The 23,170-nt window shown below is 54.5% G+C and carries 24 protein-coding genes and 1 tRNA gene; 12 read left to right on the forward strand and 13 right to left on the reverse strand.

The genetic code is table 11. The features are described 5' to 3' along the window. Positions 1 to 192: 192 nt before the first annotated feature. A tRNA-Leu gene (locus JXO48_04685) sits at positions 193 to 280 on the reverse strand. Between the two features lie 277 nt (positions 281 to 557). Here JXO48_04685 and JXO48_04690 point away from each other — a divergent pair. Both JXO48_04690 and JXO48_04695 read left to right on the forward strand, forming a co-directional pair. Beyond that, positions 558 to 1,889, forward strand: coding sequence for an amidohydrolase (locus JXO48_04690; protein ID MBN2283167.1), 1,332 nt, complete (start codon positions 558 to 560; stop codon positions 1,887 to 1,889). Then, a complete protein-coding gene (locus JXO48_04695) occupies positions 1,886 to 3,229 on the forward strand; it encodes an amidohydrolase (protein MBN2283168.1) in 1,344 nt (447 codons plus the stop codon). Before JXO48_04690 ends, JXO48_04695 begins: the two co-directional genes overlap by 4 nt. A gap of 12 nt (positions 3,230 to 3,241) precedes the next feature. Here the strand turns inward: JXO48_04695 and JXO48_04700 are convergent, their stop codons facing one another. The 8 genes from JXO48_04700 to JXO48_04735 all read right to left on the reverse strand — a co-directional run bounded on the left by JXO48_04700 (position 3,242) and on the right by JXO48_04735 (position 8,820). Next, positions 3,242 to 4,207 carry an alpha/beta hydrolase gene (locus JXO48_04700; GenBank protein MBN2283169.1) on the reverse strand — a complete coding sequence of 322 codons (966 nt, stop codon included), beginning with the start codon at positions 4,205 to 4,207 and terminating at the stop codon, positions 3,242 to 3,244. A 42-nt stretch (positions 4,208 to 4,249) separates the two neighbouring features. Continuing rightward, entirely contained in the window at positions 4,250 to 5,110 is an 861-nt protein-coding gene (locus JXO48_04705) for an alpha/beta fold hydrolase (GenBank protein ID MBN2283170.1), read from the reverse strand. Continuing rightward, the gene (locus JXO48_04710; protein ID MBN2283171.1) at positions 5,107 to 5,391 is read right to left on the reverse strand and encodes a hypothetical protein; all 285 of its coding nucleotides are present in this window, start codon (positions 5,389 to 5,391) and stop codon (positions 5,107 to 5,109) included. The genes JXO48_04705 and JXO48_04710 overlap by 4 nt, the downstream gene beginning before the upstream one ends. Positions 5,392 to 5,464: 73 nt before the next feature. Then, positions 5,465 to 5,791: a hypothetical protein gene (locus JXO48_04715; protein ID MBN2283172.1), complete on the reverse strand. Its 327-nt coding sequence runs from the start codon at positions 5,789 to 5,791 to the stop codon at positions 5,465 to 5,467. A 264-nt stretch (positions 5,792 to 6,055) separates the two neighbouring features. Next, a complete protein-coding gene (locus tag JXO48_04720) occupies positions 6,056 to 6,358 on the reverse strand; it encodes an antibiotic biosynthesis monooxygenase (GenBank protein ID MBN2283173.1) in 303 nt (100 codons plus the stop codon). 219 nt (positions 6,359 to 6,577) lie between these two features. After that, positions 6,578 to 7,048, reverse strand: a complete 471-nt coding sequence (locus JXO48_04725) for a hypothetical protein (protein ID MBN2283174.1) — start codon at positions 7,046 to 7,048, stop codon at positions 6,578 to 6,580. Continuing rightward, positions 7,041 to 7,844, reverse strand: a complete 804-nt coding sequence (locus JXO48_04730; GenBank protein MBN2283175.1) for an HXXEE domain-containing protein — start codon at positions 7,842 to 7,844, stop codon at positions 7,041 to 7,043. The genes JXO48_04725 and JXO48_04730 overlap by 8 nt, the downstream gene beginning before the upstream one ends. Positions 7,845 to 8,073: 229 nt before the next feature. Further along, complete coding sequence (locus JXO48_04735) at positions 8,074 to 8,820, reverse strand: RDD family protein (protein ID MBN2283176.1); 747 nt, start codon at positions 8,818 to 8,820, stop codon at positions 8,074 to 8,076. Positions 8,821 to 9,058: 238 nt separating this feature from the next. Between JXO48_04735 and mnmA the strand changes: the two genes are divergently transcribed. From mnmA to JXO48_04760, 5 genes are all read left to right on the forward strand, one after another. Next, on the forward strand, positions 9,059 to 10,135 hold the full coding sequence (gene mnmA, locus JXO48_04740; GenBank protein MBN2283177.1) for a tRNA 2-thiouridine(34) synthase MnmA: 1,077 nt from the start codon (positions 9,059 to 9,061) through the stop codon (positions 10,133 to 10,135). Further along, a complete protein-coding gene (gene mtaB, locus JXO48_04745) occupies positions 10,128 to 11,441 on the forward strand; it encodes a tRNA (N(6)-L-threonylcarbamoyladenosine(37)-C(2))-methylthiotransferase MtaB (protein ID MBN2283178.1) in 1,314 nt (437 codons plus the stop codon). The genes mnmA and mtaB overlap by 8 nt, the downstream gene beginning before the upstream one ends. Next, a complete protein-coding gene (gene rnc / locus JXO48_04750) occupies positions 11,434 to 12,144 on the forward strand; it encodes a ribonuclease III (protein MBN2283179.1) in 711 nt (236 codons plus the stop codon). The genes mtaB and rnc overlap by 8 nt, the downstream gene beginning before the upstream one ends. Before the next feature lie 10 nt (positions 12,145 to 12,154). Beyond that, positions 12,155 to 13,219, forward strand: a complete 1,065-nt coding sequence (locus JXO48_04755) for a radical SAM protein (protein ID MBN2283180.1) — start codon at positions 12,155 to 12,157, stop codon at positions 13,217 to 13,219. Positions 13,220 to 13,482: 263 nt separating this feature from the next. Then, positions 13,483 to 13,683, forward strand: coding sequence for a cold-shock protein (locus JXO48_04760; GenBank protein ID MBN2283181.1), 201 nt, complete (start codon positions 13,483 to 13,485; stop codon positions 13,681 to 13,683). A 102-nt stretch (positions 13,684 to 13,785) separates the two neighbouring features. Here JXO48_04760 and JXO48_04765 read toward each other — a convergent pair whose 3' ends face one another. Then, positions 13,786 to 14,157: a YkgJ family cysteine cluster protein gene (locus tag JXO48_04765; GenBank protein MBN2283182.1), complete on the reverse strand. Its 372-nt coding sequence runs from the start codon at positions 14,155 to 14,157 to the stop codon at positions 13,786 to 13,788. Between the two features lie 316 nt (positions 14,158 to 14,473). Here JXO48_04765 and JXO48_04770 point away from each other — a divergent pair, with 316 nt between their 5' ends. Together JXO48_04770 and JXO48_04775 are read left to right on the forward strand one after the other, a co-directional pair. Then, positions 14,474 to 14,920 carry a YcgN family cysteine cluster protein gene (locus JXO48_04770; protein MBN2283183.1) on the forward strand — a complete coding sequence of 149 codons (447 nt, stop codon included), beginning with the start codon at positions 14,474 to 14,476 and terminating at the stop codon, positions 14,918 to 14,920. Positions 14,921 to 14,960: 40 nt separating this feature from the next. Next, positions 14,961 to 16,475, forward strand: a complete 1,515-nt coding sequence (locus JXO48_04775; protein MBN2283184.1) for a radical SAM protein — start codon at positions 14,961 to 14,963, stop codon at positions 16,473 to 16,475. 71 nt (positions 16,476 to 16,546) lie between these two features. On the opposite strand, the gene ychF is transcribed toward JXO48_04775, so the two are convergent. The 3 genes from ychF to JXO48_04790 all read right to left on the reverse strand — a co-directional run bounded on the left by ychF (position 16,547) and on the right by JXO48_04790 (position 19,304). Continuing rightward, positions 16,547 to 17,614, reverse strand: coding sequence for a redox-regulated ATPase YchF (ychF, locus tag JXO48_04780; protein ID MBN2283185.1), 1,068 nt, complete (start codon positions 17,612 to 17,614; stop codon positions 16,547 to 16,549). 109 nt (positions 17,615 to 17,723) lie between these two features. Further along, positions 17,724 to 18,443, reverse strand: a complete 720-nt coding sequence (locus JXO48_04785) for a ubiquinone/menaquinone biosynthesis methyltransferase (GenBank protein MBN2283186.1) — start codon at positions 18,441 to 18,443, stop codon at positions 17,724 to 17,726. A 66-nt stretch (positions 18,444 to 18,509) separates the two neighbouring features. Beyond that, a complete protein-coding gene (locus JXO48_04790; GenBank protein ID MBN2283187.1) occupies positions 18,510 to 19,304 on the reverse strand; it encodes a DnaJ domain-containing protein in 795 nt (264 codons plus the stop codon). 265 nt (positions 19,305 to 19,569) lie between these two features. Between JXO48_04790 and JXO48_04795 the strand changes: the two genes are divergently transcribed. The 3 genes from JXO48_04795 (at position 19,570) to der (ending at position 23,167) form a co-directional block, all read left to right on the forward strand. After that, on the forward strand, positions 19,570 to 20,787 hold the full coding sequence (locus tag JXO48_04795) for an MFS transporter (GenBank protein MBN2283188.1): 1,218 nt from the start codon (positions 19,570 to 19,572) through the stop codon (positions 20,785 to 20,787). Between the two features lie 102 nt (positions 20,788 to 20,889). Beyond that, positions 20,890 to 21,783, forward strand: a complete 894-nt coding sequence (gene era / locus JXO48_04800) for a GTPase Era (GenBank protein ID MBN2283189.1) — start codon at positions 20,890 to 20,892, stop codon at positions 21,781 to 21,783. Between the two features lie 67 nt (positions 21,784 to 21,850). After that, positions 21,851 to 23,167 carry a ribosome biogenesis GTPase Der gene (der, locus tag JXO48_04805; protein ID MBN2283190.1) on the forward strand — a complete coding sequence of 439 codons (1,317 nt, stop codon included), beginning with the start codon at positions 21,851 to 21,853 and terminating at the stop codon, positions 23,165 to 23,167. Positions 23,168 to 23,170 lie beyond the last annotated feature (3 nt).

Consider the following 23,170-nt stretch of genomic DNA (forward strand, 5'->3'; position numbering starts at 1 on the left):
CAATGTCTATCTCAGGCCATAAGACACGATCAGTTTTTGATCGTTACAACATCGTCAATGACACCGACCTAATGCTTGCTGCACATAAGCAGGAAGTGTATCTCAAATCCCAAATAGGCACAATTTCAGGCACAGTTCACAAAATCGGCGAAAAAAGAGCAGTCGGTCAGTCGAGCTAACCCCTTGAAATCATGGTGCCTGGGGCGGGAATCGAACCCGCACAGAGGCAAGCTCCGAGGGATTTTAAGTCCCTTGCGTCTACCAGTTCCGCCACCCAGGCATGTATGATGACCCTGACCGCCCGCTAATCAAGGAGAAACGAATGGTCCGGCAGTCGATTCGTCTTTGCGTTCTGGCTATAGCATTTTAAAAAACCTGTCAATACCTTAATCCGGGCAATTCACGGTTGATTCAGAAGTCGATGAGAATTTTCAGGGTATCCTTCCTTTTCTCACTTCCCTTCTTGAAGAATATCAGCCACCTGTGATAATGCAGTGAAGCGCTGGCAGCAGCAGTGTCACAGTTAAGTCCTATATCACAAAAGGAGACGGCCTGTAATGCAGGATGTTGACATTATCATCTCCGGCGGCACGGTGCTCACCATGGATGGTACCGAACCGCCGATCCATGACGGATACATCGCGATCAGGGGGGATGAGATAATCGCCGTCGGTGACAGGAATACCATGTCTCCGCTCTATCGGGGGAAACGAACCCTTGAAGCAGCGAATCACCTGGTCATGCCGGGCCTCGTCAATTGCCATACCCATGCCGCCATGACCTGTTTCAGGGGCATTGCCGACGATAAGGAGCTCATGGACTGGCTGAACAATTACATATTCCCGGCTGAATCGCGGAACGTCGATCCCGAGCTTGTCTACTGGGGCAGCCTCCTGGCCTGCGCTGAGATGATACGATCGGGAACAACCACGTTCTGCGACATGTATCTCTTTGAAGAAGAAACGGCACAGGCTGCCCATCGCGCCGGTATGCGGTGTCTCCTGGGGGAGGTGCTCTTCGATTTTCCGTCTCCCAATATCAAGACACCCGAAGAAGGCCTCGCATACACGGAACGGCTCATCGATAAATGGCATGACGATCCGCTGGTTTCCATCGTGGTCGAGCCACATTCCCTGTACACCTGCTCACCGGAGCTTCTCAAGGCCGCCAAGGCACTCGCCAACCGTTATGGCGTCCCCTATGCGACCCATTTTCTGGAAAACCGGGGAGAGTTCGACCAATTGAAGGCAAAGCTCGGCAGGCGCGCCTCCCTGTATCTGAAAGATATCGGCTGTCTCGACGAGCGGTTCTTTGCCTTTCACTGTGTGTACATGGATGCCAAGGACATAGATATCTTCGCCGAGCATGGCTGCAAGGTGGTCCACAACCCGGAGAGCAATATGAAACTGGCATCGGGAACACCGCTCCTTTCGGTCATGCAGGAACGAGGACTGACCGTCGGCCTCGGAACAGACGGCTGCGCCAGCAACAACAATCTGGATATGCTGCAGGAAATGGATACGGCGGCGAAACTTGAAAAGGTAGTGCGTTTCAATCCGACGGCCATGGCCGCAATGACCGTCGCGCGCATGGCCACAACCGACGGCGCCAGGGTGCTCGGCCTTGAAAACGTTACGGGACGATTGAAGCCCGGCATGAAGGCCGACATTATCATGATCGACCTCGACAGGCCGCACTTGACCCCCGTTTATGATGAATATTCAACACTGGTGTATGCGGCGAACGGTTCCGACGTGACGACGGTGATCATCAACGGGAGACCGGTCATGGAAGACCGGACGCTCCTGACGATCGACGAAAAGGAAGTAATGGACCGTGTCGAAAACATTTCCCGGCGTATCAAGAAGAACATGGGGTTTGACACATGACGCAGGAAAAACTCGACATTCTCATTCACAGTGGCGCGCTTATCACCATGTCCGAGAACATGGATGTTATCGAGGATCCTTTCATTGGGATCCGTGACGGACGTATCCTTTTCGTCAGGAATCCGGAACAGGCGTCCGCGTCATGGAGTGCCGAAACGACCATCGATGCGACGGGACAGGTCATCATGCCGGGCCTTGTCAATACGCACACGCACCTTCCCATGATCTGCTTCAGGGGGTACGCGGACGATCTGCCCCTCATGGAATGGCTCAACGAGCACATCTTTCCCGCGGAAGCGAAATTCGTGAACCCCGAGATGGTGTACCAAGGATCGCTGCTGGCAATGGCTGAAATGATACTCTCGGGAACCACGACATTCTGCGACGCCTATTTTTTTGAGGACCGCGTCGCCCGGGCCGCCCTGGACAGCGGTATGAGAGCCGTCGTCAGCCAGGGGTTCCTCGATTTCCCAACCGTGGACAACCCTGAGCCCGCGAGAAATCCCGACATTGCGGAATCGTTTGTTAAAACATGGCGGGGGGTATCGGACCGCATCACGCCCGCGCTCTTCTGTCACTCGCCGTATACCTGTTCACCGGAAACCTTGAAGAAGATCAAGAACATCGCCCGCAGGGAAGATGTCCTCTACCTGACCCACCTTTCAGAAACCATAGCCGAGGTTGAAGAGATCAAGAATCGCTACGGGAAAACACCGGTCCATCATCTTGAAGCGATCGACGTCCTCGATGAAGGGACCGTCTCCGTTCATTGTGTCTGGATACACAACAGCGAGGTTGAGATCCTCGCCCGGCACGGCGTCAAGGTATCACACACGCCGGAGAGCAACATGAAACTGGCGACGGGCACCGCTCCCGTGCCGGAAATGCTCCGGCATGGTATCACCGTTGGGCTGGGAACAGACGGGTGCGCCAGTAACAATGACCTCGACCTCTTCCTGGAAATGGGAACGGCGGCGAAAATCCACAAGCTCGAATCCCTTGATCCGACGACCATGGACGCCCGGACGACGGTGCGGATGGCAACGCTCGGCAGCGCCCGTGTCCTCGGCCTCGACGACCGCATCGGTTCGATAGAACCCGGCAAGCGCGCCGACATCGTCCTGGTCGACTTCCGAAAACCCCACCTGACACCCGTTTATGACTATTATTCACACATCGTGTATGCCGCATCCGGCTCCGATGTAAGCACTGTGGTCATAGACGGGAAAGTTGTCATGCGGGACCGCATGATAATGACGATCGACGTAGCTGACGCCATGAAAAAAGTCCGTGAGATCGCCGGCAGGATCGCCGGTGCCGGCAATATCCGAAACGTTTGACCCCTGCTGCCGTTACCCATCCGCGGGACGGTGCTTTTTGAGAAATGCCATCTTTCTGGCGGTCACTTCATCAGCACATATACAGGCGGGCATGATGTGAAACCCGCCTTCCACGACATAGAGCTCCGCTCCGGGGATCGATGATGCCGTAAACACAGCGTGTTCCATGGAGACATCGTGATCGTCCGTTCCATGCACCACCAGGGTCGGCACCCGTATGTCCCCCAGAGCAGGTTCCTTTATGACGGCAAGTTGTTCCAGGTCGTTGGCAAGTCCCCTCCGGCGAAGGCTTGTGGGGCTCATGGACTTCAGAACCCCCATGAGAATTTGTTCCTTTTCAGGGTTTTGCATTATCCGCGAAAGAACCGCCTTGACCTTGTCTTCACTCAGCGTGCTTTCCATGTCTATCATTGACCGGAACGTTATTTCAGGCTCATGGCGTGCAAAAAGATTCATGAGCCAGTTGATCGGATCATTGAACATGAGCCGGGAATAGAGAAGTTTTTCCTCCACGTTGCCGGGATCTATCACGTACCGTTTACTGACGGCGCATTCCATGATCAGGGCCCATATCCGGTCGGGATGACGGAGGGCGAAGTGGAGACCGACAGGGCCTCCTGCCGAGTAGGCAAGCAGGGCCGCCCGATCTATTCCGATGGAATCCATCAAGGCCGCCAGGGCGTCTGCCTGCTCTTCGAAGGTTTCTCCCACTTTCAACGGCGTTCGGAGATATCCCGGCCTGGACCAGGACAGGACACGAAAGCCTTTATCAAGCATATCCGGGTACAGGGCGAATATCTGGTCGTATCCGCCCGGTGCCCCATGCAACCCCGCCAGCCAGGGGCCTGCGTATCCGCTCAGAGCGAATTCGATCCGTCCCCGCGCGGTTTTCACCACCGAACTGCGTTCTCGGAGCTCTTTTTTCAGATCATGCCGCCAGACGAAGAACTCATCATTAAGGATGCCCTGTTTCATCATCGGTCCTGTGCCATTCCCCATCCCCGTCAGGAGGAACGGTTTTCAGCGGGAGTGCCCCCTGATCCAGTCGGCGGTGTAGCGGAATACAGCCTCCCGATGCCGGTCGATGCACCCCGCGTGTCCGGTCTCGGGAAGAATGATCATCTTCTTTTCACAGGTCAGCCGTTCAAAGAGGCGACGCGATGAATCTGAAGGGTCGACTTCATCATTCTCTCCATGGAGGACAAGGGTCGGAACGCTGATGGAATGTACCCGGTCAATAGTGTTCACCACTGATGCCTGGTACGCTCCCGGTACGGGAACAAAGGCAGCCTGGAAACGCGGGTCCTCGATGATGGAACGGTGCGCTTCACTATCCCAGGCTATTTTTCGCTTTCCCACGAGGTCACGAAGTGGCAATTGAACAGGCCGGCCGGTCACCGCCTTTTTTGCAGCCGCAAAGGGAAGCAATGCCGCATAGAGGAGCATATCAAGAGGGGTCATCACGTTCCTTACGGTTGCGGCGAACACGACAAGGCTTCTGAGCCTCGGCTCCACAAGGGCGGCTTCCAGGACGGCCGTTCCGCCCGTTGAAAGTCCGAATGCCGAGATCCCGTGAGGATCGATACCTGTTTCATCAATGAGAAAGTCAAGGGCACCGCGGATGTCCGATATCCAGCGGCGGATGTTCACATGATACCGCTCGCCGTCACTCTCACCATGTCCGTTCATGTCGGGGACGAGAGTCGTTATTCCCCGTTCTGAAAGATACGCGGCCAGCTCGAAATAGCGCTCCTTGAACTCAAAGGCGCCGTGACAGATGACCACCGCCGGACAGTGGTCTTTCCGTTCCTTTCCGAACAGGGCCGCCCGGATCGTATTTCCACCGGAACGGTATGTGATACCAGTTCCCGGCCCGCTCATGGAGCACCACCGTTTCCCAGGGCCGGTCCGTTCCGTTTTCCCGCCTTCCTCAACCTGCGATAAAAATTACGGGCATATCGAACACCTTCGGGTCCTGCAAGAAGAACCCCGATGCCCAGCATTATCCAACTGATGCCGTAAAGCGTGATGCCGAGGTAGGCGGGGAACATACTGTGCCGCTGAATGGCAAACGAGTCGCAGACCAGCATGGCGGCCCAGCCGAGGGGTTGATTCGTCGTCAAAAGGATGATGCCGACCCAGAAACGGTAAGGGTGTTTCATTCCCTCCCCCAGTGCACCCCATGCATTGTATTCGGATAAACAAAATTCCAGCCTTGAAAACAGCCACGGAGATTCAGCTGCCGATCCTCTGATAGGTTTTCCAGCCCTCGGACAATCCAAGGACCTCAAACTGTTTCCTGACATCCTCGTTTGGAGCTTGAAACAGATATTGAAAACTATTGTCCGTAATATTCTGTATCTCCACTTTCGAAGGCGTCATGGGCTGCCATGTCGTCCATGTTCCATCAGCCGTTATTATGCGTCGATATTTGTCGGACCACTCAAGGGTACCCCCCTCAACCCTATATTCCCCCTTTAATTCTTCCACAGCCACGTTATTGTTGTATGTAGTCGCCGCATAAGTACCGTCATCCTTGTAACGGACTTGCTGTCTGACCATGATCGGCTGCTCCTGGTAAGTAACTTGGAATTCGATTTCGTAAAGTCCCGGCCTTATGCTGTTAACGCCTTCCTCTTTTTCCGATGAACAACCAAACACCAGCAACATGACGATAATGAGAATTATTTTCCTCTGCATATTAGATAGCACCTCTTGGGAATATCTAAGATCCACATCCAATAGATATTGCGTGTACGTGTTTTTTATAGCTGTACTTTGCCGTTCTCTATCATAGTGACTTATTCCCCATTGGCAAAGATGTACTTACCGTGCCCCCTTCGCGGCGATCTCCTCAAATATCTCTATGGACGGATCCCCATCGAGGAGCGGCGCGACGGCAAGAAAAAGCTCCTGAAATTCCTTTGTCGACCCATGGTATGCCAGGGCGTCACCGTCACGGTATTTTTCATAGACAAGGAATTTCCCCGCATCGTTCTTGGAACGGTGAAGAATGTATGACAGGGTCCCCTCTTCCTTTTCAACGGCAGGCATGAACCCGTTCAACGCTTTTTCCATTTCACCTTCTTTTCCCGATTTTGCCTTCATGACAGCCACGACAACGACCATGTTCGCCTCCTTCCTTTTTTCCCTCGACCATTATGTGTCCGGGCATAAATCCACCGAATCGTTCCGTAATACAGAAAGGCGCTTTTGTAAAGCCCTTATTATGTGATCACCGGATCGTCGTGAACGATCTTGCTCAGCTGATCACACACTTCCGGCAGATGGAATCGATCCAGTTCAGACTCTCTTGCAGACCTCTTTTCGATCATCCAGGACCCGACATCACAAATCGGATCTTCGGACCAGTTCCATCGACCAGGAAGACATCATCACTTCACCGCGGAGCAGGACCCCCCTGTTCGTGTACCGCTCATGTGACAGGCGAAGCAGGTATTCAAATCCCCGATAATCTCCCGTGGCGCTTCGAAACAGCGACAGGATCGAATCGGAAACGATGATGAAATCTCCCATGAGCCTTCCCAGCGTAGGATTCCGGGAAACCCAGGTCGTTCTCGATTCATGGGGTTTGAACGGTTTTATTTCATAGTGATTGAAAATTTCAACCGGTTCCGGGAAATAGACCGTTATCGAGCCTTCATTGATCCAGAGGGTGTCGCCGTGTATGATGTGGGCGGTCCCCCGCGCCTGTACCGTCCGCCCGAACTCGTCCGTATAGTATCCCTCGGCGTTCCATATCCCCGGCTCGGCCAGAAATGAATGGGTCACCGTCACTATTGAGAGTTCTTCATCCATCGACCTTCACCGTGTCCGATCTGTCGGCCCGCAGCGAGCCTATCAGGGGGCAGAGCAAGCCGCCGACATAGGTGAGCTCAACCCCCCGGATCCCCCCCGGCAACTGATCCCATTCGACCAGTGTATAGAACAGGCCGCTGTAGCGGATGGACCCTCCGTCCTTGTACTGCGCGGTCTTCACGGCGAACAGCGGGGCCCGCCCCTGCCGCAGCCGTTCATAATCAATGCCGCCGAATCCCCATGAAAACAGAAAGAACGCCAGGTAAATGCAGAGCAGAAAAAGGACCATTCTGGATATTGAATATTTTCCACCGCCCATCGATCGCAGCTTTCGCCCCAGGGCGAAGAGAACGGGGATAATTCCAACGATCATGACGATAAAACCACCGGACCAGATGATGAGAGGAACGGCCGTGACGGTCCCGGTGGACAGGAGACGCCATAGAAGGCAGATCGTCACCGGCGCGATGAAAAGTGCCCCCGTGATAAGGCCCGGCGCGTAGCTGCGCATCACCAGCGTCGCGACGAGATGCGGCATGATGACGTTTATCAGCATCGCCGCACAGTATCCGGCGAAGAGATAGTCGCTGACACTCCCTTCGTGATCTGAGATGCTCAATGCGGTAATCACATATGCCGCCACGGTCAAAACGGTAACAGCGAACCTGAATTCAAACTCTCCCACCGCTCCATGGAATTTCCCCGCTTTTCGAGACCATCCGGGCAGCCATATCCACTCTTCAAGATTATGGAACGTCAGCGCAATTGGAAACAGCCACTGAATCTGATCGGTCATCGTGCCTTCCTTCCCCTCTTCTATGGGCGGATTCTACACAATTCCCGAAAGCAAGTAAATTGATAACCATCCGTGTGACCGGCGTCAGGACCTGGTCACGGGGCCGCTCGTATAGCGTGAAAGAAGAAACAGGGTCGGATAATTTCAGGATTACGGATTAGAGGATTATGGATTACGGATTACGGATTACGAATCACGATCCCTGACCCCCTCTCCCGGAACTGTTTCATCAGGCTCCCGCTGTGGCGGCGATGAGAAAAATAACACAGATCACTATCCCGATATAGACGGCCACCCTGAGTGCACCGATCTTCTCATGGGTAACCGAGAAGCCTCCCTTTCTGTCCCAGGAGGTGATACCGTTCTTGCTCAACCGGTTATAGGCCACGATCAGGGTCACCAGTGAGATCAGCGGGAGTCCCAGGCCGAGCCCGCGCACCCATACATTGAAACTTCTGCCCAGGGCTTCGACGTATGAAAGCTTACCCCCCGAATTCGTGCGCAGCGTCACCCGCAGAAGGGCCTTTCCCGGCGTAGCCCCCCATGATGAGAGAAGGATTGGTTCCACGAAGACAAAGAGAAAGAGGATAAGCACTCCCAGGACATTGTCGTTCATCATGAGGGCCGACGGGCAGAAGATCCCCACAAGGATCCCGAAGATAAGGGCGAAGAGTATAAGGTCCATCATTCTGGCCCAGTACCGGACCCAGGGACGGGCAGCGGGATAATATGAAACATCTTGCTCCGCACCTGATCCATCACCATATTCAACGTTCTCTTCCACGTCCGGGATGGCACCGGGCGTTTGAAACCCGCCGACCCGTGAGATCGGCAGCCAGTCCGTCTGACCGTCGGCCCACACGAGCGTGGCCCCGCCGATGGCGCCGGTGTCGACCAGGTGCTGCATTTCTTCGTCCGAGAAAGGCCCCATCTGTTCCTCTCCCCGCTTGTAGTACCATCGTTTCCCACTGTTCATGGATACCTCCCCGGTTCGGTTTTCTTTCTGTGTAAAAAGAGAATACCCTACCTGTCGTCTTTCTGTAAAGAGCGGTTTTTCCCTTGAACCCTTGAACCCTTGGCCCCTTGAATCCCGAAAAAGACAGCAACTTTTTCGGAGGTGAGCCTCTTGTTATAATCTCTCCCTTCCTTTAAGATTGACACCCGTGTCGTTTCGTTTTAGAACGGTCGGCCTTGAAAAAGAAAAAGATCGGCACATGATCGTTATGAAGAAAAAAAGCGTTCTGATCGGCATCAGCGGCGGTGTCGACAGCGCCGCTGCCGCTGCGCTCCTCATTGAGGGGGGCTTTCACGTGGAGGGACTGCACATAGAGAACGGATTCCCCGGCAGATCGGAGAGAGCCCTCCGCCAGATATCCGATCGGCTTCGTATTCCCATTCACCGTGTCGATGCATCATCACGATTCAGGCGTGAGATAGTCGATTATTTCATTTCAGAGTATGTCGAAGGACGGACACCGAATCCCTGCATCGTCTGCAACAAAAAGATAAAGTTTGCTCTGCTCATTGAAGAAGCCGCCGCCCGGGGGCTCGATCATTGCGCCACCGGCCATTATGCACGGATCGGCCGGAACGACGAAACCGGGGATTTGCACCTCCTGCGGGGCAGCGACAGCGCGAAGGACCAGTCCTACTTTCTTTTTGAACTGGGAAGAAAGGAACTGGAACTTCTTTTTTTCCCGAACGGGAATAAACGAAAACATTACATACAGCGGATCGCGCGTGATGCCGGCCTTGGTTCTCTCGCAGAACGGGAGAGCCAGGATATCTGCTTTATTCCTGATGATAATTACCGCCGTTTCTTGGAAAAGACCGTCGGTACCGCCGTGTTCTCGCCGGGGGTCATCGTGAACCGGCTCGGCGAGGTCGTCGGGAGACATCACGGCATTCACACGGTCACGATCGGCCAGCGAAAGGGTCTGAACATCGCTTCCGAGCGTCCCTATTACGTTATCGATATAGACAGGGCATCGAACACGGTCATCGTGGGCCGTGATGAAGACCAGTTCTTCGACGGCCTGATCGCCGGGAAGACATCCTGGAGCTCTCCCCTCAGGAAGGAGCGGTTTCCCCTGAGAGCGCGGGTACATATCAGATACCGTCATCGCGGGGTCGACGCGACGATCACACCCGTCCCCGATGATCCCGATCGAATTCTTGTCCGCTTTGATTCCCCGCAGAAGGCCGTAACGCCCGGTCAGGCGGCGGTTTTTTATAATGACGACGCCCTTCTCGGCGGAGGGTGGATCGTAGGGGGTGTCCGCTATGATTAGGGTCGCCATAACCACCCTGGGTTGCAAGGTCAACCACTTCGAATCGGCGGCGATCTCAGAAGCGGTGGCGGTGCGGGGACACGGCATCGTTCCCTTCGAGAACACGGCGGATGTGTACGTCATCAACACCTGTACGGTCACAGGAAACACGGATTACCAGTCACGGCAGCTTATCAGAAGGGCCTGGAGAAGGAACCCCGCGGCATCGATAATCGTCACCGGTTGCTACGCGCAGACGTCGCCCGACCTCCTTGCGACAATGCCGGGTGTGACATTCGTCGTTGGAACGGGTGACAAGAAGATGATTCCCGATCTTATCGGGGAGGCCACCATGAGACACAAGCGGGTCATCGTCTCCCCTGCCGCGGAGCTCAGTCGGTACTCCCATCTCCCCCTCTCCCGGGATTCCCGTCAGACTCGGGCTTTCCTCAAGATCCAGGACGGATGTCATTCCTTCTGCAGTTACTGCATCATCCCCTACGCACGGGGTCCAAGCAGGAGCCTTGCCGAAGCGACCGTCATTGATCAGGTACGGGCCCTCAAGGCCGGCGGCCACCGGGAGATCGTTCTCACCGGTATCCATCTCGGCATGTACGGGCTTGATCTCAGGCCGGCGACCGATCTGGTCCGCCTGCTCCGGAGAATAGAAGAGGAAACCGATGTGGAGCGACTCCGCATCAGTTCCATTGAACCCATGGAGGTAACGGACGAACTCATCGACCGCATGGAGAGTTCCAGGATACTCTGCCGGCACCTCCACATCCCGCTTCAGAGCGGGTGCGACAGGATCCTGTCCGCCATGAACCGGAACTACGACACTGACCGGTTCAGGAGACGGCTTGAAGATATATGCAGGGCGATTCCCGGTGTCGGCGTCGGAATAGATGTCATGGCCGGGTTTCCCGGGGAAGGAGAAGATGAGTTCCTGGCGACCAGGGAGTTTGTGGATTCCCTTTCGCTTTCATATCTCCATGTGTTTCCCTATTCCCGGCGTCCCGGCACCGTTGCCGCCGGCCTGCCCTGCCAGACGGAAGCAAGCGTAATAAAGGAACGGGCGCGGATACTCCGGGAAATCGGTTTCCGCAAGCGGCGCTCTTTCAATGAAAGTTTCAGGGGAAAGGTCCTTACGGTCCTGGTCGAGGAAAAGCGTGATCGAAAAGCGGGATTTTTCAGGGGGTACTCGGACAACTACATCCCCGTGCTCATCGAGAACGGAACAGCGGATATGACGAACCGCATAATGGCGGTCGAGGCAACGGGGACCAGGGATAATTCACTCGTCGGGAGGGCCGTCATCCATGGATAAGGAACGGATCGGCCTGCTCGGTACGCTTGAAACGATCATCCGTCATCATTTTAAGGACCTTGGCGTCCTCGAAGAAGCCCTTACACACCGGTCATACGTCAATGAATGTCCCGGGACGGATAAAACGGACAATGAGCGACTCGAATTCCTCGGTGACGCCGTCATTCAACTCTGCGTCAGCGAACTGCTGATGGAGGAATTGCCCGATTCGTCCGAGGGAGACCTGACGAAACTGCGGGCCGCATTGGTGAATGAGCGCCGACTTGCAGATGTGGCACAGGTGTTCGGATTGGGTGATTACCTTCACCTGGGAAAGGGCGAAGAGACTTCGGGAGGGCGCTGCAAAAACTCCATCCTGGCCAACACCTTCGAAGCGGTTGCCGGTGCCGTTTTTCTTGACGGCGGATATGACGGGGCCCTCTCCTTCATCAAAGTCGCCCTCACGGACATCATTCGTGAATTGATCCAGGAACCGTCCCATCAGAACTTCAAGTCCCTCCTCCAGGAACTGTCTCAGAGGGAATACCGGACGTCTCCCTGCTACGAGCTTCTCAGCGAAACCGGCCCCGACCATGAAAAAAACTTCGAGGTCCGCGTTTCCGTGGGTGAGCACCTTACCGCCGCCGGGTCGGGAAAGAGCAAAAAGAGTGCCGAACAGAACGCGGCGCGAAAGGCCTATCTTGCATTGGTCGAAAAAGAGTAGGTCAGCATTCATGAAAACATTGATCATCCCTATATTCGTTGTCTATAAAGGTTGTCCGAACCGTTGCGTGTACTGTAACGAGAGGATCACCGCAGGTTTACATCCCGACCGCATCACTCGTGACCGCTTCAGGATGATCGTCGACACCCATATCGCCGGGACGACACGGAATTACGGAAAGGTACAGGTGGCGTTCTACGGCGGCAATTTCACCGGCATGAGCATGGAATACCAGGAAGAACTCCTGGGATTTGCCGAAGAATACATTGCCGGAGGTGTGGTCGACTCCGTCAGGATATCGACCCGTCCCGATTATATCGATGAGGTGCGTCTTTCCCTCCTGAACGCTCACCACGTGCGGACCGTCGAGATCGGCGCCCAGTCACTCATCGATACCGTCCTTGAACGCTCCCGGCGTGGGCACTCGGCCGATCAGGTGCGTCAGGCAGTGTCCCTTCTGCGGGAACAGGGTTTTGAAACGGGAATGCACCTCATGGCGGGCCTCCCCGGTGACAGCGATGAGGGTTTTCGATACACCGTGGAGGAGACCATCAGGCTTGAACCGGATATGGTCCGTATTCACCCGACCGTGGTCCTGAAAGATACGGCACTTTCAAGATCTTACCAGGCAGGAGACTATCGCCCTCTCAGCATGGAAGATGCCGTAGGGCTCTGCAAATACGCACTGGTCCGTTTCAAGCAGGAAGGGATCTCCGTCATCCGGATCGGCCTGCAGACAACGAGCGACATGGAGATCGAGGGGAATATCGTGGCCGGGCCCCATCATCCCGCTTTTCGTTCCCTTGTTGAGGGAGCGCTCTTTCTTGACATGACGGTGCGCCTGCTTGCCCGGGGAGGGCTTACCGAAGGGACCGTCGAATTCCTCGTTTCCCCGCGGGACGAGTCACGCTTCAGGGGCATGAAGAACGGGAACATCGCATTCTTCAGGAACCGGTATCCCTACCTCTCTATCAGTCTCGCCGCGGACCCCGGCCTTCCGGGGGATTCGCTCGTCATGAAGGGTCCGCGGGGAATGCTGGCAATGGCCGTGAGTGACCTGCCGGTACAGGCATGATCTACCGCCCCGCCGCTCAACGGATCATAACGAACAACAACCAACCAGAATAAATATATTTATTGACATCTTCATTTATTTCATCTAAACACAACCGGTAAAGCATCCCGCAGGATATTCGGCACCGGGGTATGCGCCAAGAAGTTGGGTATCGACATTTTGAAGTAAAGCGGTAAGCCACCATGTTCCTTGGAATGTGATGGTCATGTTCTCTCAAAGTGCGATCCGACTTTGGAAAATCACAAGAAAGGAGAAAGTCGCCGATGATAGAGGGAACGGTAAAATGGTTTAACGAGCGCAAAGGTTATGGCTTCATCACAAAAGATGACGGAGAAGACATCTTTGTGCATCACACCGCCATCCAGTCCGAAGGTTTTAGAACCCTCCACGAAGGCCAGCGAGTCAGTTTCGAGATTGAACAGGGGCGAAAAGGACCGTCTGCTGTTAACGTTAAAACACTGTAAGATCAAGGGTGCGGGGACAAAGAGATAATCTCATTGCCGATGGGGTTATCTCTTTTTTTTGAATATCCCGCACGGTGGTGACATCTTGTTCTTCTAACAGTGTTATGCCGCCTTCGGCAGATGCGGGCCCTGCCAGATATCCGGTGTCAGCGGTGCAAGGCCCCAGGCCGCCCGGGCCTTGTCGCATAGAGGGTTATGGACACCGTTCATCCAGGATGGCGCGAAATCACGGCAAACCGACGAGCGGCGCTCATAGATCGTACAGAACACGCTCCCGCCGATGACACCTGAAAGAGCGCAGCAACGGGGATCGTTCCCGTTCGTGCCTCTCATGACATATCGAAAAGCATCGAATTTCTGAACCATCTCAAGGGGGACGGAGATATCATCTTCGCCCGCTTCGGCCCAGTAAAAAGAAGCTCGATAAAATGCACAACACGCCCCGCACTCGAGGCAGGGATTAATGCCGTCCATACAATCGATGTCGCCTCTCTTTCTTCAAACACCATCCGGTAATGCGACGCAAATATATGCCTTCTTTTTTTATTTGCAAGAGAATTGTTTCAATTGCATGTTGCCTGACCGGCATACCTTTTGAAACGGCCATTGAAACGTTTTCAGGGACCGGGGATCATGATTCGTGAACCGTGATTTGGGGTTCGTAATCCGTAATCCGCTAATCCATAATCCGCCCAAGCTAAAGAACAGTTGCCTTTTGTCAGCTCTTTGGATATGCAGGAACGTAACGGCAACGGGTCTGTGGTGTCTCCCGCGATCAATGAGGGCGGCCATGGCGGCAAAAAGAAATTTCTGGCGTGAAAAGTCACTGTGGGATATGACCACCGGGGAATGGGAGTCACTCTGTGACGGCTGCGGATGGTGCTGTCTGATCAAGATCGAGGATGATACGACACAAACCGTTCATTATACCGGTGTAGCCTGCAGGTTCCTCGATCTTGAGACCTGCCGGTGCACCTGTTACGAAAACAGGACCCGGCATGCTCAAGACTGCCTGGTGCTTGCTCCCGACATGATCGCCGAACTCACCTGGCTGCCTTCGACTTGCGCCTATCGCCTGATTTTTGAGGGACGCGACCTTCCCTGGTGGCACCATCTCGTAACAGGTGACCGGGAGACGGTCCACGATGCGGGTTTCTCCGTCCGTTCCGTGGCGATCAGTGAAAAATTCGTCAACCTCGCTGACCTGGAAGCCTATGTCCTTGACCGTCAAATATGACCCCATCAGGTGAATTCCACTGAAAAGAGTCGGCATGTCCCTGCTTCTGATCAATCCACCCATTGTGAAACCCTGCGAACCGCCGGCCGGTCTCGCATACCTGGCCGGCGCGCTGCATGCTCATTCTCTCCCCTACACCGTCCTTGACGCAAATATCGAGGGGATCCTCCACATCGCGGGCCTTCCCGCGATATCAGGCGATACCTGGACCCGACGGGCCGGCCGTCATGTTCAGCGAAACCTGAACGCCCTCAGGGATCGAAGGACCTTTGGAAATGTCGACCGCTACAAGCGTGCCGTCATTGATGTGAACAGGATTCTGCAGGTCAACACGGAGACCGGTGGGTTCCGCGTCACCCTGTCCAATTTCCAGGATTCCTTCCGTTCACCGCTGAGAAGCGCCGATCTCATGGAGAGCTTCAGGGAGTTCGAGAAAAACCCTTTCTTTTCCTATTTTCAGGAACGCTTTCAGCCCCTTCTCGAAAGGATCCGGCCGTCAATGGTGGGATTTTCTCTCAACTACCTGAGCCAGGCTTTGTGCACCTTCGCCATGATGGGATTTCTCAGGCATCTCCATCCCCGGGTGAAGATCCTCCTCGGCGGCGGGCTCGTGAATTCCTGGATGAAAAGCCCCGCCTGGTCCGACCCTTTCAGGGAGATCGTCGATCATTGTATCGCCGGTCCCGGAGAGGCCCCTCTGTTCGGCATTCTCGGCAAGGAACCGCCGGTGCGATCCTCAGCACCCCGCTATGACGATTTTCCCATCTCATCATACCTTTCCCCGGGGTTCATTCTGCCATACAGTGCCTCACGCGGATGTTACTGGCAGCAATGTTCGTTCTGTCCCGAACGGGCGGAAGGCAACTCCTTTGAACCCGTCCCTCCCTCACGGGTCATTTCCGACCTTCGCCGGCTCTCCGAAAAAACCGCCCCCGCACTGATCCATCTACTGGATAACTCTATACCCCCCACCCTGCTCAATATGCTGGCCGATACCCATCCCGGCGCTCCCTGGTTCGGCTTCGCCAGAATATCCAACATCCCGATCGACCTTGAATTCTGCAGGTCTCTGAAACGTTCGGGGTGTGTGATGCTGAAGCTTGGAGTGGAATCGGGAAGCCAAGAGGTCCTCGATGCCATGAACAAAGGGATCGACCTTCGAAAGGCTTCCGTGGTCCTGCGAAACCTTTCCGGAGCCGGCATCGCCACCTATGTCTACCTGCTGTTCGGAACACCGCCGGAGAGTATTTCAGAAGCCCGCGAAACACTTGCATTCACTGAGCGCCATGGTGATGTCATCGATTTTCTCAACCTTGCCGTTTTCAATCTTCCGGCCTATGGACCGGATGCCGATGTCCTGCACAGTGATGACTTCTATGAAGGGGATCTTACCCTCTATCGACGGTTTTCTCACCCCCGGGGCTGGGACCGCCCGCTGGTGAGAAAATTTCTTGACACCGAATTCAAGAATCATCCGGCTGTTGCGAAGATCCTTCGGAGGGACCCGCCTTTTTTCTCATCCAACCATGCACCGTTCATCAAACGCACGGATTGAAACCGGACACTCAGATGGACCCCTGTGCGTATGGATTCTTTTGACGGGAATAATATTTTGAAGGACGCATCTCAGACGCTGAAGCGGATGCTCAGGATATCCCCGTCTTTCACGACGTAATCCTTCCCTTCAAGGCGAAACCGGCCCTGGTCACGGACACTTTTCTCCGAACCGCAGGCAATGAGAGAATCATAGGAAAAACATTCGGCCCTGATAAATCCCCGGGCAAGATCGGAATGGATCGTCCCTGCCGCCTGGAGCGCGGTTTCTCCCCTCCTGATCGTCCATGCCCTCACTTCATCGGTACCGACGGTCAGGAAGCTGATATAGCCGAGCACTTCATAGGCGGCACGCGTCAACCGGTCCCGGGCCGATTCTTCGATCCCCATGTCGGCCATGAAAAGTGATCTTTCTTCATGATCGAGGCTGTTCAGCTCCATTTCAAAGGTGCCAGCAAATTCGACAGTGAGATATTTTTCTCTGAGCACCCTTATGAGACCCTCGTTCATTCCGAAATTACCTTCATTGGAATTCAGGATCACCATGAGCGGTTTCTTTGTCAGAAACTGAAATCCGCTGATGAGCGACCCTTCATCTTCCGCAAGCGGTATTGTTCCGACAAACCTGTTTTCATTCAGCGCTTCCTCGACCCTATGAAGCAGACGCTTTTCCCGCTCCAGCGCCTGGGTCTTCTTCCCCCGGCTGAACCACTCTTCGATCCTGGCGAGGCGTGTCTCGGTTATTATCAGGTCTGAAAGAACGAATTCCGTCGCAATCAGGTCGAGTTCGGCAAGCGGTTCGGGCGCTTCTCCCCGGTCATTCTCAAAATTCCTGACGACAATGGCAAGGGCGTCCATGGTCTTTATCAGTGCCAGGAAGGACTGGGAAAACCCTTCTTTCCGCGAAACACCCGCACTGAAACCTGAAAAATCGACCAGTTCAATGGTCGGATAGGTTGTTTTTCTGGGATGGTAGAGTTCCTGCAGCCGCGTTACCCGTTCATCGGCAACCTCTATGACGGCGACGTGTGTCTCCGCTTCCCGGGACGCCCAAGCGGCGACCTGGGCATCGGATCTTGTGAGAGCATTGAATATCGTTGTCTTTCCCGAATTGGGAAGTCCGATCAGTCCTATCTTCATGTTGTTCCCTGCAGATGATATTGAATCCGACCCATTATCCTTACACTGTTAAGGAATGTGGCCGGTCGCATGCAAATCGGGGCTTTCTAAAATATAAGGGATGGTATTGTCAAGAACAATCGGCAGGTTTCGTTCCCCAGACCAGGCCGATCGTTCCCAGCATGAAACGTCGATGCCGCACATCATGAAATCCCGCGCCTCTCATCATGACAGCAAGTTCCTCGGGCGGTTTGAAGGTCTGGGTTGATTCGGGAAGGTACCGGTAGGCCGCCCGGTTGCCGGTAAGCAACCCGCCGATACGCGGCATGACGGCGCGAAAATAAAACATGATCAGGGGATACAGCACATTCTTTCGCGGCGGGCAGGTATCGAGGCACACAACACATCGCCCCGGTTTCACCACACGCAGCTGTTCCGAAAAGGCCTTCTCAACGTCGGTGACATTGCGCATCAGATATCCGGAAATGACACCGTCGAAACGGTCATCGACAAAGGGAAGGTTAAGCGCGTTGCCGCAGCACCACATGATGGAGCCGCCTCCAGGGCTCCGGAACCCCACCTCCATCATTTCCCGGGTGAGGTCAAGGGCCGTAATCGAAGCGGCGGGGTCTTTCCGTTTCATGTCAAGCGAAAGTTTACCCGTTCCGGCACCGACATCGAGAAACTCCCCGCCCGGGAGCAGCGAGACCGCCTGAAGAGCCCTCCGGCGCCATGCCCGGTCCCTGCCGAAGGTCATCAGGGTATTGATCATATCGTAACGATACGATATCGACCGGAACATCTCCTGCATCCTTTTTTCCCACGCCGGCCCTGTCAAACCCCGTTTCATTTGATTTTCTCCCCTGTCGACAGTCACGTCACTTTACCCTGCGGTTTCGTATCGAGAACCTTTTTTTCAGTGGATGACCCGTTTGACGAAATGACTCATCTCTTTCACAAAGGATTCCTTCACGCGCACCACGAGATACAGGTCCCCCCGTTCTCCACCGCCCTTTCCTTCATCTCCCATGCCCGCAAGCCGTATCTTCTGACCGTCCCTGATGCCCGGGGGTATCCTCATCCGTAACCGCGTCCCCCGCCACCAGTGCATGTATTCACGCGGGCCGCCCGAACGTGCTTCTTCCGGACTCAGCCGTATTGTATCCACCACGTCATGTCCCCGCTCGGGAATTTCAATGCCTGTCACTTTTTTGAGGAAATAGCCTATCATCTTCCCCGCCGCTTTGGGAATCTGCCGGCCGCCTTCCCATCCGCCACGACCGGGGGTATACACATAGCCCCTGCCGGAAAATCCCCGTCCCCCAAAATGGAACATCCGGTACTCATTCCCGTAGGCTTCCCGGAATATTTCCTCAAAGCCGCGCAGGCCGAAGGTTCGGGACAGTTCTTCAAAAATACTGTGTATGTCGGAACCGTTGAAAATATCCTGCTCCGAATAGGTCCGGCGGAACCGGTCATGTGCCGCGGAGCCGAAATGGTGCCTCATCGCGTCGTATTCACGCCGCTTGTCCGGATTTGACAGAACGGCATAGGCCTCGTTGATGAGCCTCATCTTCTCGGCTGCACCGTCTTCACTGTTGCGGTCGGGATGATATTTCAGCGCGAGCTTCCGGTAGGCATTCCTGATATGCTCATGATCGGCGTCCTGCTCAATACCCAGGACATCGTAATAATCCGTTTGTGTCGTCAATTGAATTTCCTTTCGGCGCCTTTGAAAGTTGGAAACGGCAGGATCTTCTGTGGATGGTTGCCGTTCATTTCGTGATTATTATAATCATCAATCCCGCCGATGCAATGGTGAGTACCGCCTTTTCCGGTCATAACGGTGTTTCACCTGTTGACATATTGAGAAAAAGGATTATAGTGCCGCTTTGCCTTCACGGGATGCCGGTGACAGGGAAATATCTGTCCTCACGCGGCATGATCGAAGACGCAGGTCTGACGGGAGCAACGGCATGTCCAACAAAGTTTCATCGGTCATCACAGATAACGAACGTATCCGAAACGGGATGTCGTTGAACCACCACCTCCTGCCCGTTCTCTTTCTCACGTTCATTTTCTTTCTCAATTTCATCGCCCGTGTGATCCTCTCTCCCCTGGCCCCTGTCATTGAAGAAAGCCTGGGGCTGAAGCACAGTCAGGTTGGATTTTTCTTTTTCCTGATCACGCTCGGATACTTTATTTCTCTTTTCGGATCGGGATTCATCGCGTCACGAATAAACCATGGAAGAACTATCGTACTTTCAACCCTCTCCTTCGGGGTGGTCATGTTTTTCATTTCCGCCACCGGCGAGGTCTTCTGGACCGGTACAGGCATGTTTCTTCTTGGTCTTGCCACGGGAATGTACATACCCTCCGGAATCGCCACCATCACCGACCTAGTGACCCCCCGTCAGTGGGGAAAGGCTCTGGCGATCCATGAATTCGCGCCGAGCCTAGCCTATATGGCCGCCCCCCTTGTCGTTGAGATCCTCCTCAGACATGTCTCCTGGAGAGGTGTTATGATCACCGTCGGCGTCGTCGCCCTGCTTGCCGGAACCGCCTTCATCCGTTTCGGCCGCGGCGGAGAAACCTTCGGAGTACGGCCCGACATCGGCTCCGTTACGTCCCTGCTTTTCGACCGGTCATTTCTGATGCTCATAGCCCTTTTCGGCCTCGGCATCAGCAGCACCATCGGCATTTATTCAATGCTGCCCACATACCTGGTGTCCCACTTTGGTATGGATCGGGTGGGAGCCAATACCCTGGTGGCGCTCTCCCGCATATCCGCCCTCATTCTGGTCCTTATCGCCGGTTGGGCCACGGACCGGTTCGGGGCCGTTCGAACCATTAAAAGCACCCTCCTGCTTGCAGGAATGCTGACGGTGCTCCTCGGCATCACACCCCGGGGCTGGATCACATTGATCGTATTCCTGCAGCCTGCGTTTGCCGTCTGCTTCTTCCCGGGGGCCTTTGCCCTGCTTTCAATGATCGTCCCGCCCGAACACCGGAGCCTCGCTGTCTCTCTTGCCATACCGGCCGCCTTTATGTTCGGTGCCGGCATACTTCCCATGATCATCGGGATCCTCGGAGATATGGGGCATTTCACCCATGCCTTTATTGCGGCCGGCCTGTGCATCGCCTCAGGTGCCTTTCTCGCCCCCCTTATCAGAAATGTCAACCGTGAAGGATAGGAGAAGGAAAATATTTGTGTTTTTTCCAGCTTTGATGCATGTATGGGTTCAAGCATATCGAAAGGCGCCATAAGACAGCCGCCGTCACACCAGGAGTGAACAATGGGTCGATCAAAATCCGGGTTCATCGGTATCGTTGGCAGGCCCAATGTGGGTAAATCCTCGCTCCTGAACGCCATCATGGGCGAAAAGATAGCCATAACCACGCATAAACCCCAGACAACACGAAACCGGATCAAAGGAATAAAGAACACGGCTGGGGGCCAGTTCATTTTTCTCGATACGCCGGGCATTCACCGGGCTCGCAATCCCATGAACAGAGCCATGGTAATGGCAGCCGTAGACACCTTAAGCGATGTCGATATTATCCTCTTCCTTGTCGAATGCGGCTCTCCATTGAACGATGACGACCGGCTGACGATAGGATCATTCAAGGAGTTGACCATCCCGGTCATGCTGATCATAAACAAGATAGACCTGGTCACCAAGGAGGAGTTGCTCGGTCTTATCGACCGCCTGCGCCACCTGCATGATTTTGAAGAGGTCATACCCCTGTCGGCATTAAAGGGGTTCAATGTGGATACCCTTCTCAACGTCATCGGCCGTCATCTCCCCGAGGGTCCTCCCTTTTTCCCGCCGGACATGATCACCGACGCAACGGAGCGGTTCCTTGCCGCCGAGATGATCAGGGAAAAAATAACCCTTCTTACACACCAGGAAGTGCCCTACGCAACGGTGGTCATTGTGGATTCCTTCAAGGATGACGAGAAAAAGAACCTGATCGGCATCCAGGCCACGATACATGTGGAAAAGCATTCCCAGAAGGGCATCATCATCGGAAGGGGGGGGACCATGTTGAAACGGATCGGCACCCAGGCACGCATTGACATGGAGCGATTCTTTAATTCCCGCGTTTTTCTCGAGCTTTTTGTCAGGGTTTCGAAAGATTGGACACGGGACTCCCGTTTCCTTGATGAAATGGGCTACCGGCAATGAGGGGCTCCGGAACGGGCCGTCCGGAAGCTTATCACTGTTTAATGAGCTGTTACGAGGTCATCAAAAGATGAAACCGCTCGTCGCGATAGTCGGCAGACCGAATGTTGGAAAATCGACACTTTTCAACCGGCTGTCGGAACAGAGAAAAGCCATCGTCGTCGATATGCCCGGAGCGACCCGTGACCGGAACTATGCCGATTCATCATGGAAGGACCGGTCTTTCACCATCATCGATACCGGTGGTTTCGAACCCGTTTCGAAGGAACGGATGCTGATCCAGATGCGTGAGCAGACCAGCCTCGCCATTGAGGAAGCCGATGCCATCATTTTTCTCCTTGACGGGAGAGAAGGTCTCACTCACTCTGATATTGAAACCGCGGACATCCTGAGACGGGTCAAGAAGCCGGTGTTATACGCTGTGAACAAGATAGACGGCCCACGGCAGGAGGAACTGCTCTTTGATTTCTATCGACTTGGCGTGGAACGGCTTTTTGCCGTTTCAGCGCAACACGGCGGACTTGGCGTTGCCGATCTCCTTGACGCCCTTGTCGAGATCCTTCCGGAAACACCGGAATACCCCGAAGAAGAGGTCAGGATCAGGGTCGCCGTCCTGGGGCGGCCGAACGTAGGCAAGTCATCGCTGGTCAACAGGATCCTCGGATTCGAACGAACCATCGTCAATCCCGTACCGGGAACGACTCGCGACGCGATCGACACGCCATTCTCACTGGGGGGGAAGAACTATCTCCTCATCGACACGGCTGGCATCAGAAAGAAAAGCAAGATAAGTCTTCAGCTCGAAAAATACAGCGTTGTGGAAGCCATTAAAACACTGAACCGGACCGACATCGGCCTGATCCTTATAGACGCGCAACAGGGCGTCACCGAGCAGGACGTGAAAATCGCCGGCCTCGCTTACGAACGGGGGGTCGCTACCATTATCGTGCTCAACAAGTGGGACCTGCTCGAGAAGGACAACAGCACCATCGGCACGCAGGTGTCCAGGGTGAAGGAAAAACTGAAATATCTCGATTTCGCTCCAGTTGTTTCGGTATCAGCCCTGACAGGGCAGCGTGTCGTAAAGATATTCAATTTCATAGACGATGTATACGACCAGTATACCCGGAGAATCGCCACAGCGAAACTGAACGACGGATTTCGTGAAATAACGGAGAAACTGCCGCCTCCGCGGTACCGCGGCCGACCGAACAAGATCAGCTACGTTACCCAGACGGCAATAAAACCCCCGACGTTCGTGCTTTTTGTCAGGGAACCGAAGGCCGTTCATTTTTCCTATGAGCGCTATCTGGTGAACCGGATCCGTGAAATGTTCTCCTTCGACCTCACTCCCATACGGCTCATTTTCAGAAAGAAAGGGGATTAAGTA

Source organism: Deltaproteobacteria bacterium (assembly GCA_016933965.1).
In the GTDB taxonomy this organism is placed as follows: Bacteria; Desulfobacterota; Syntrophia; order Syntrophales; family UBA2210; genus JAFGTS01.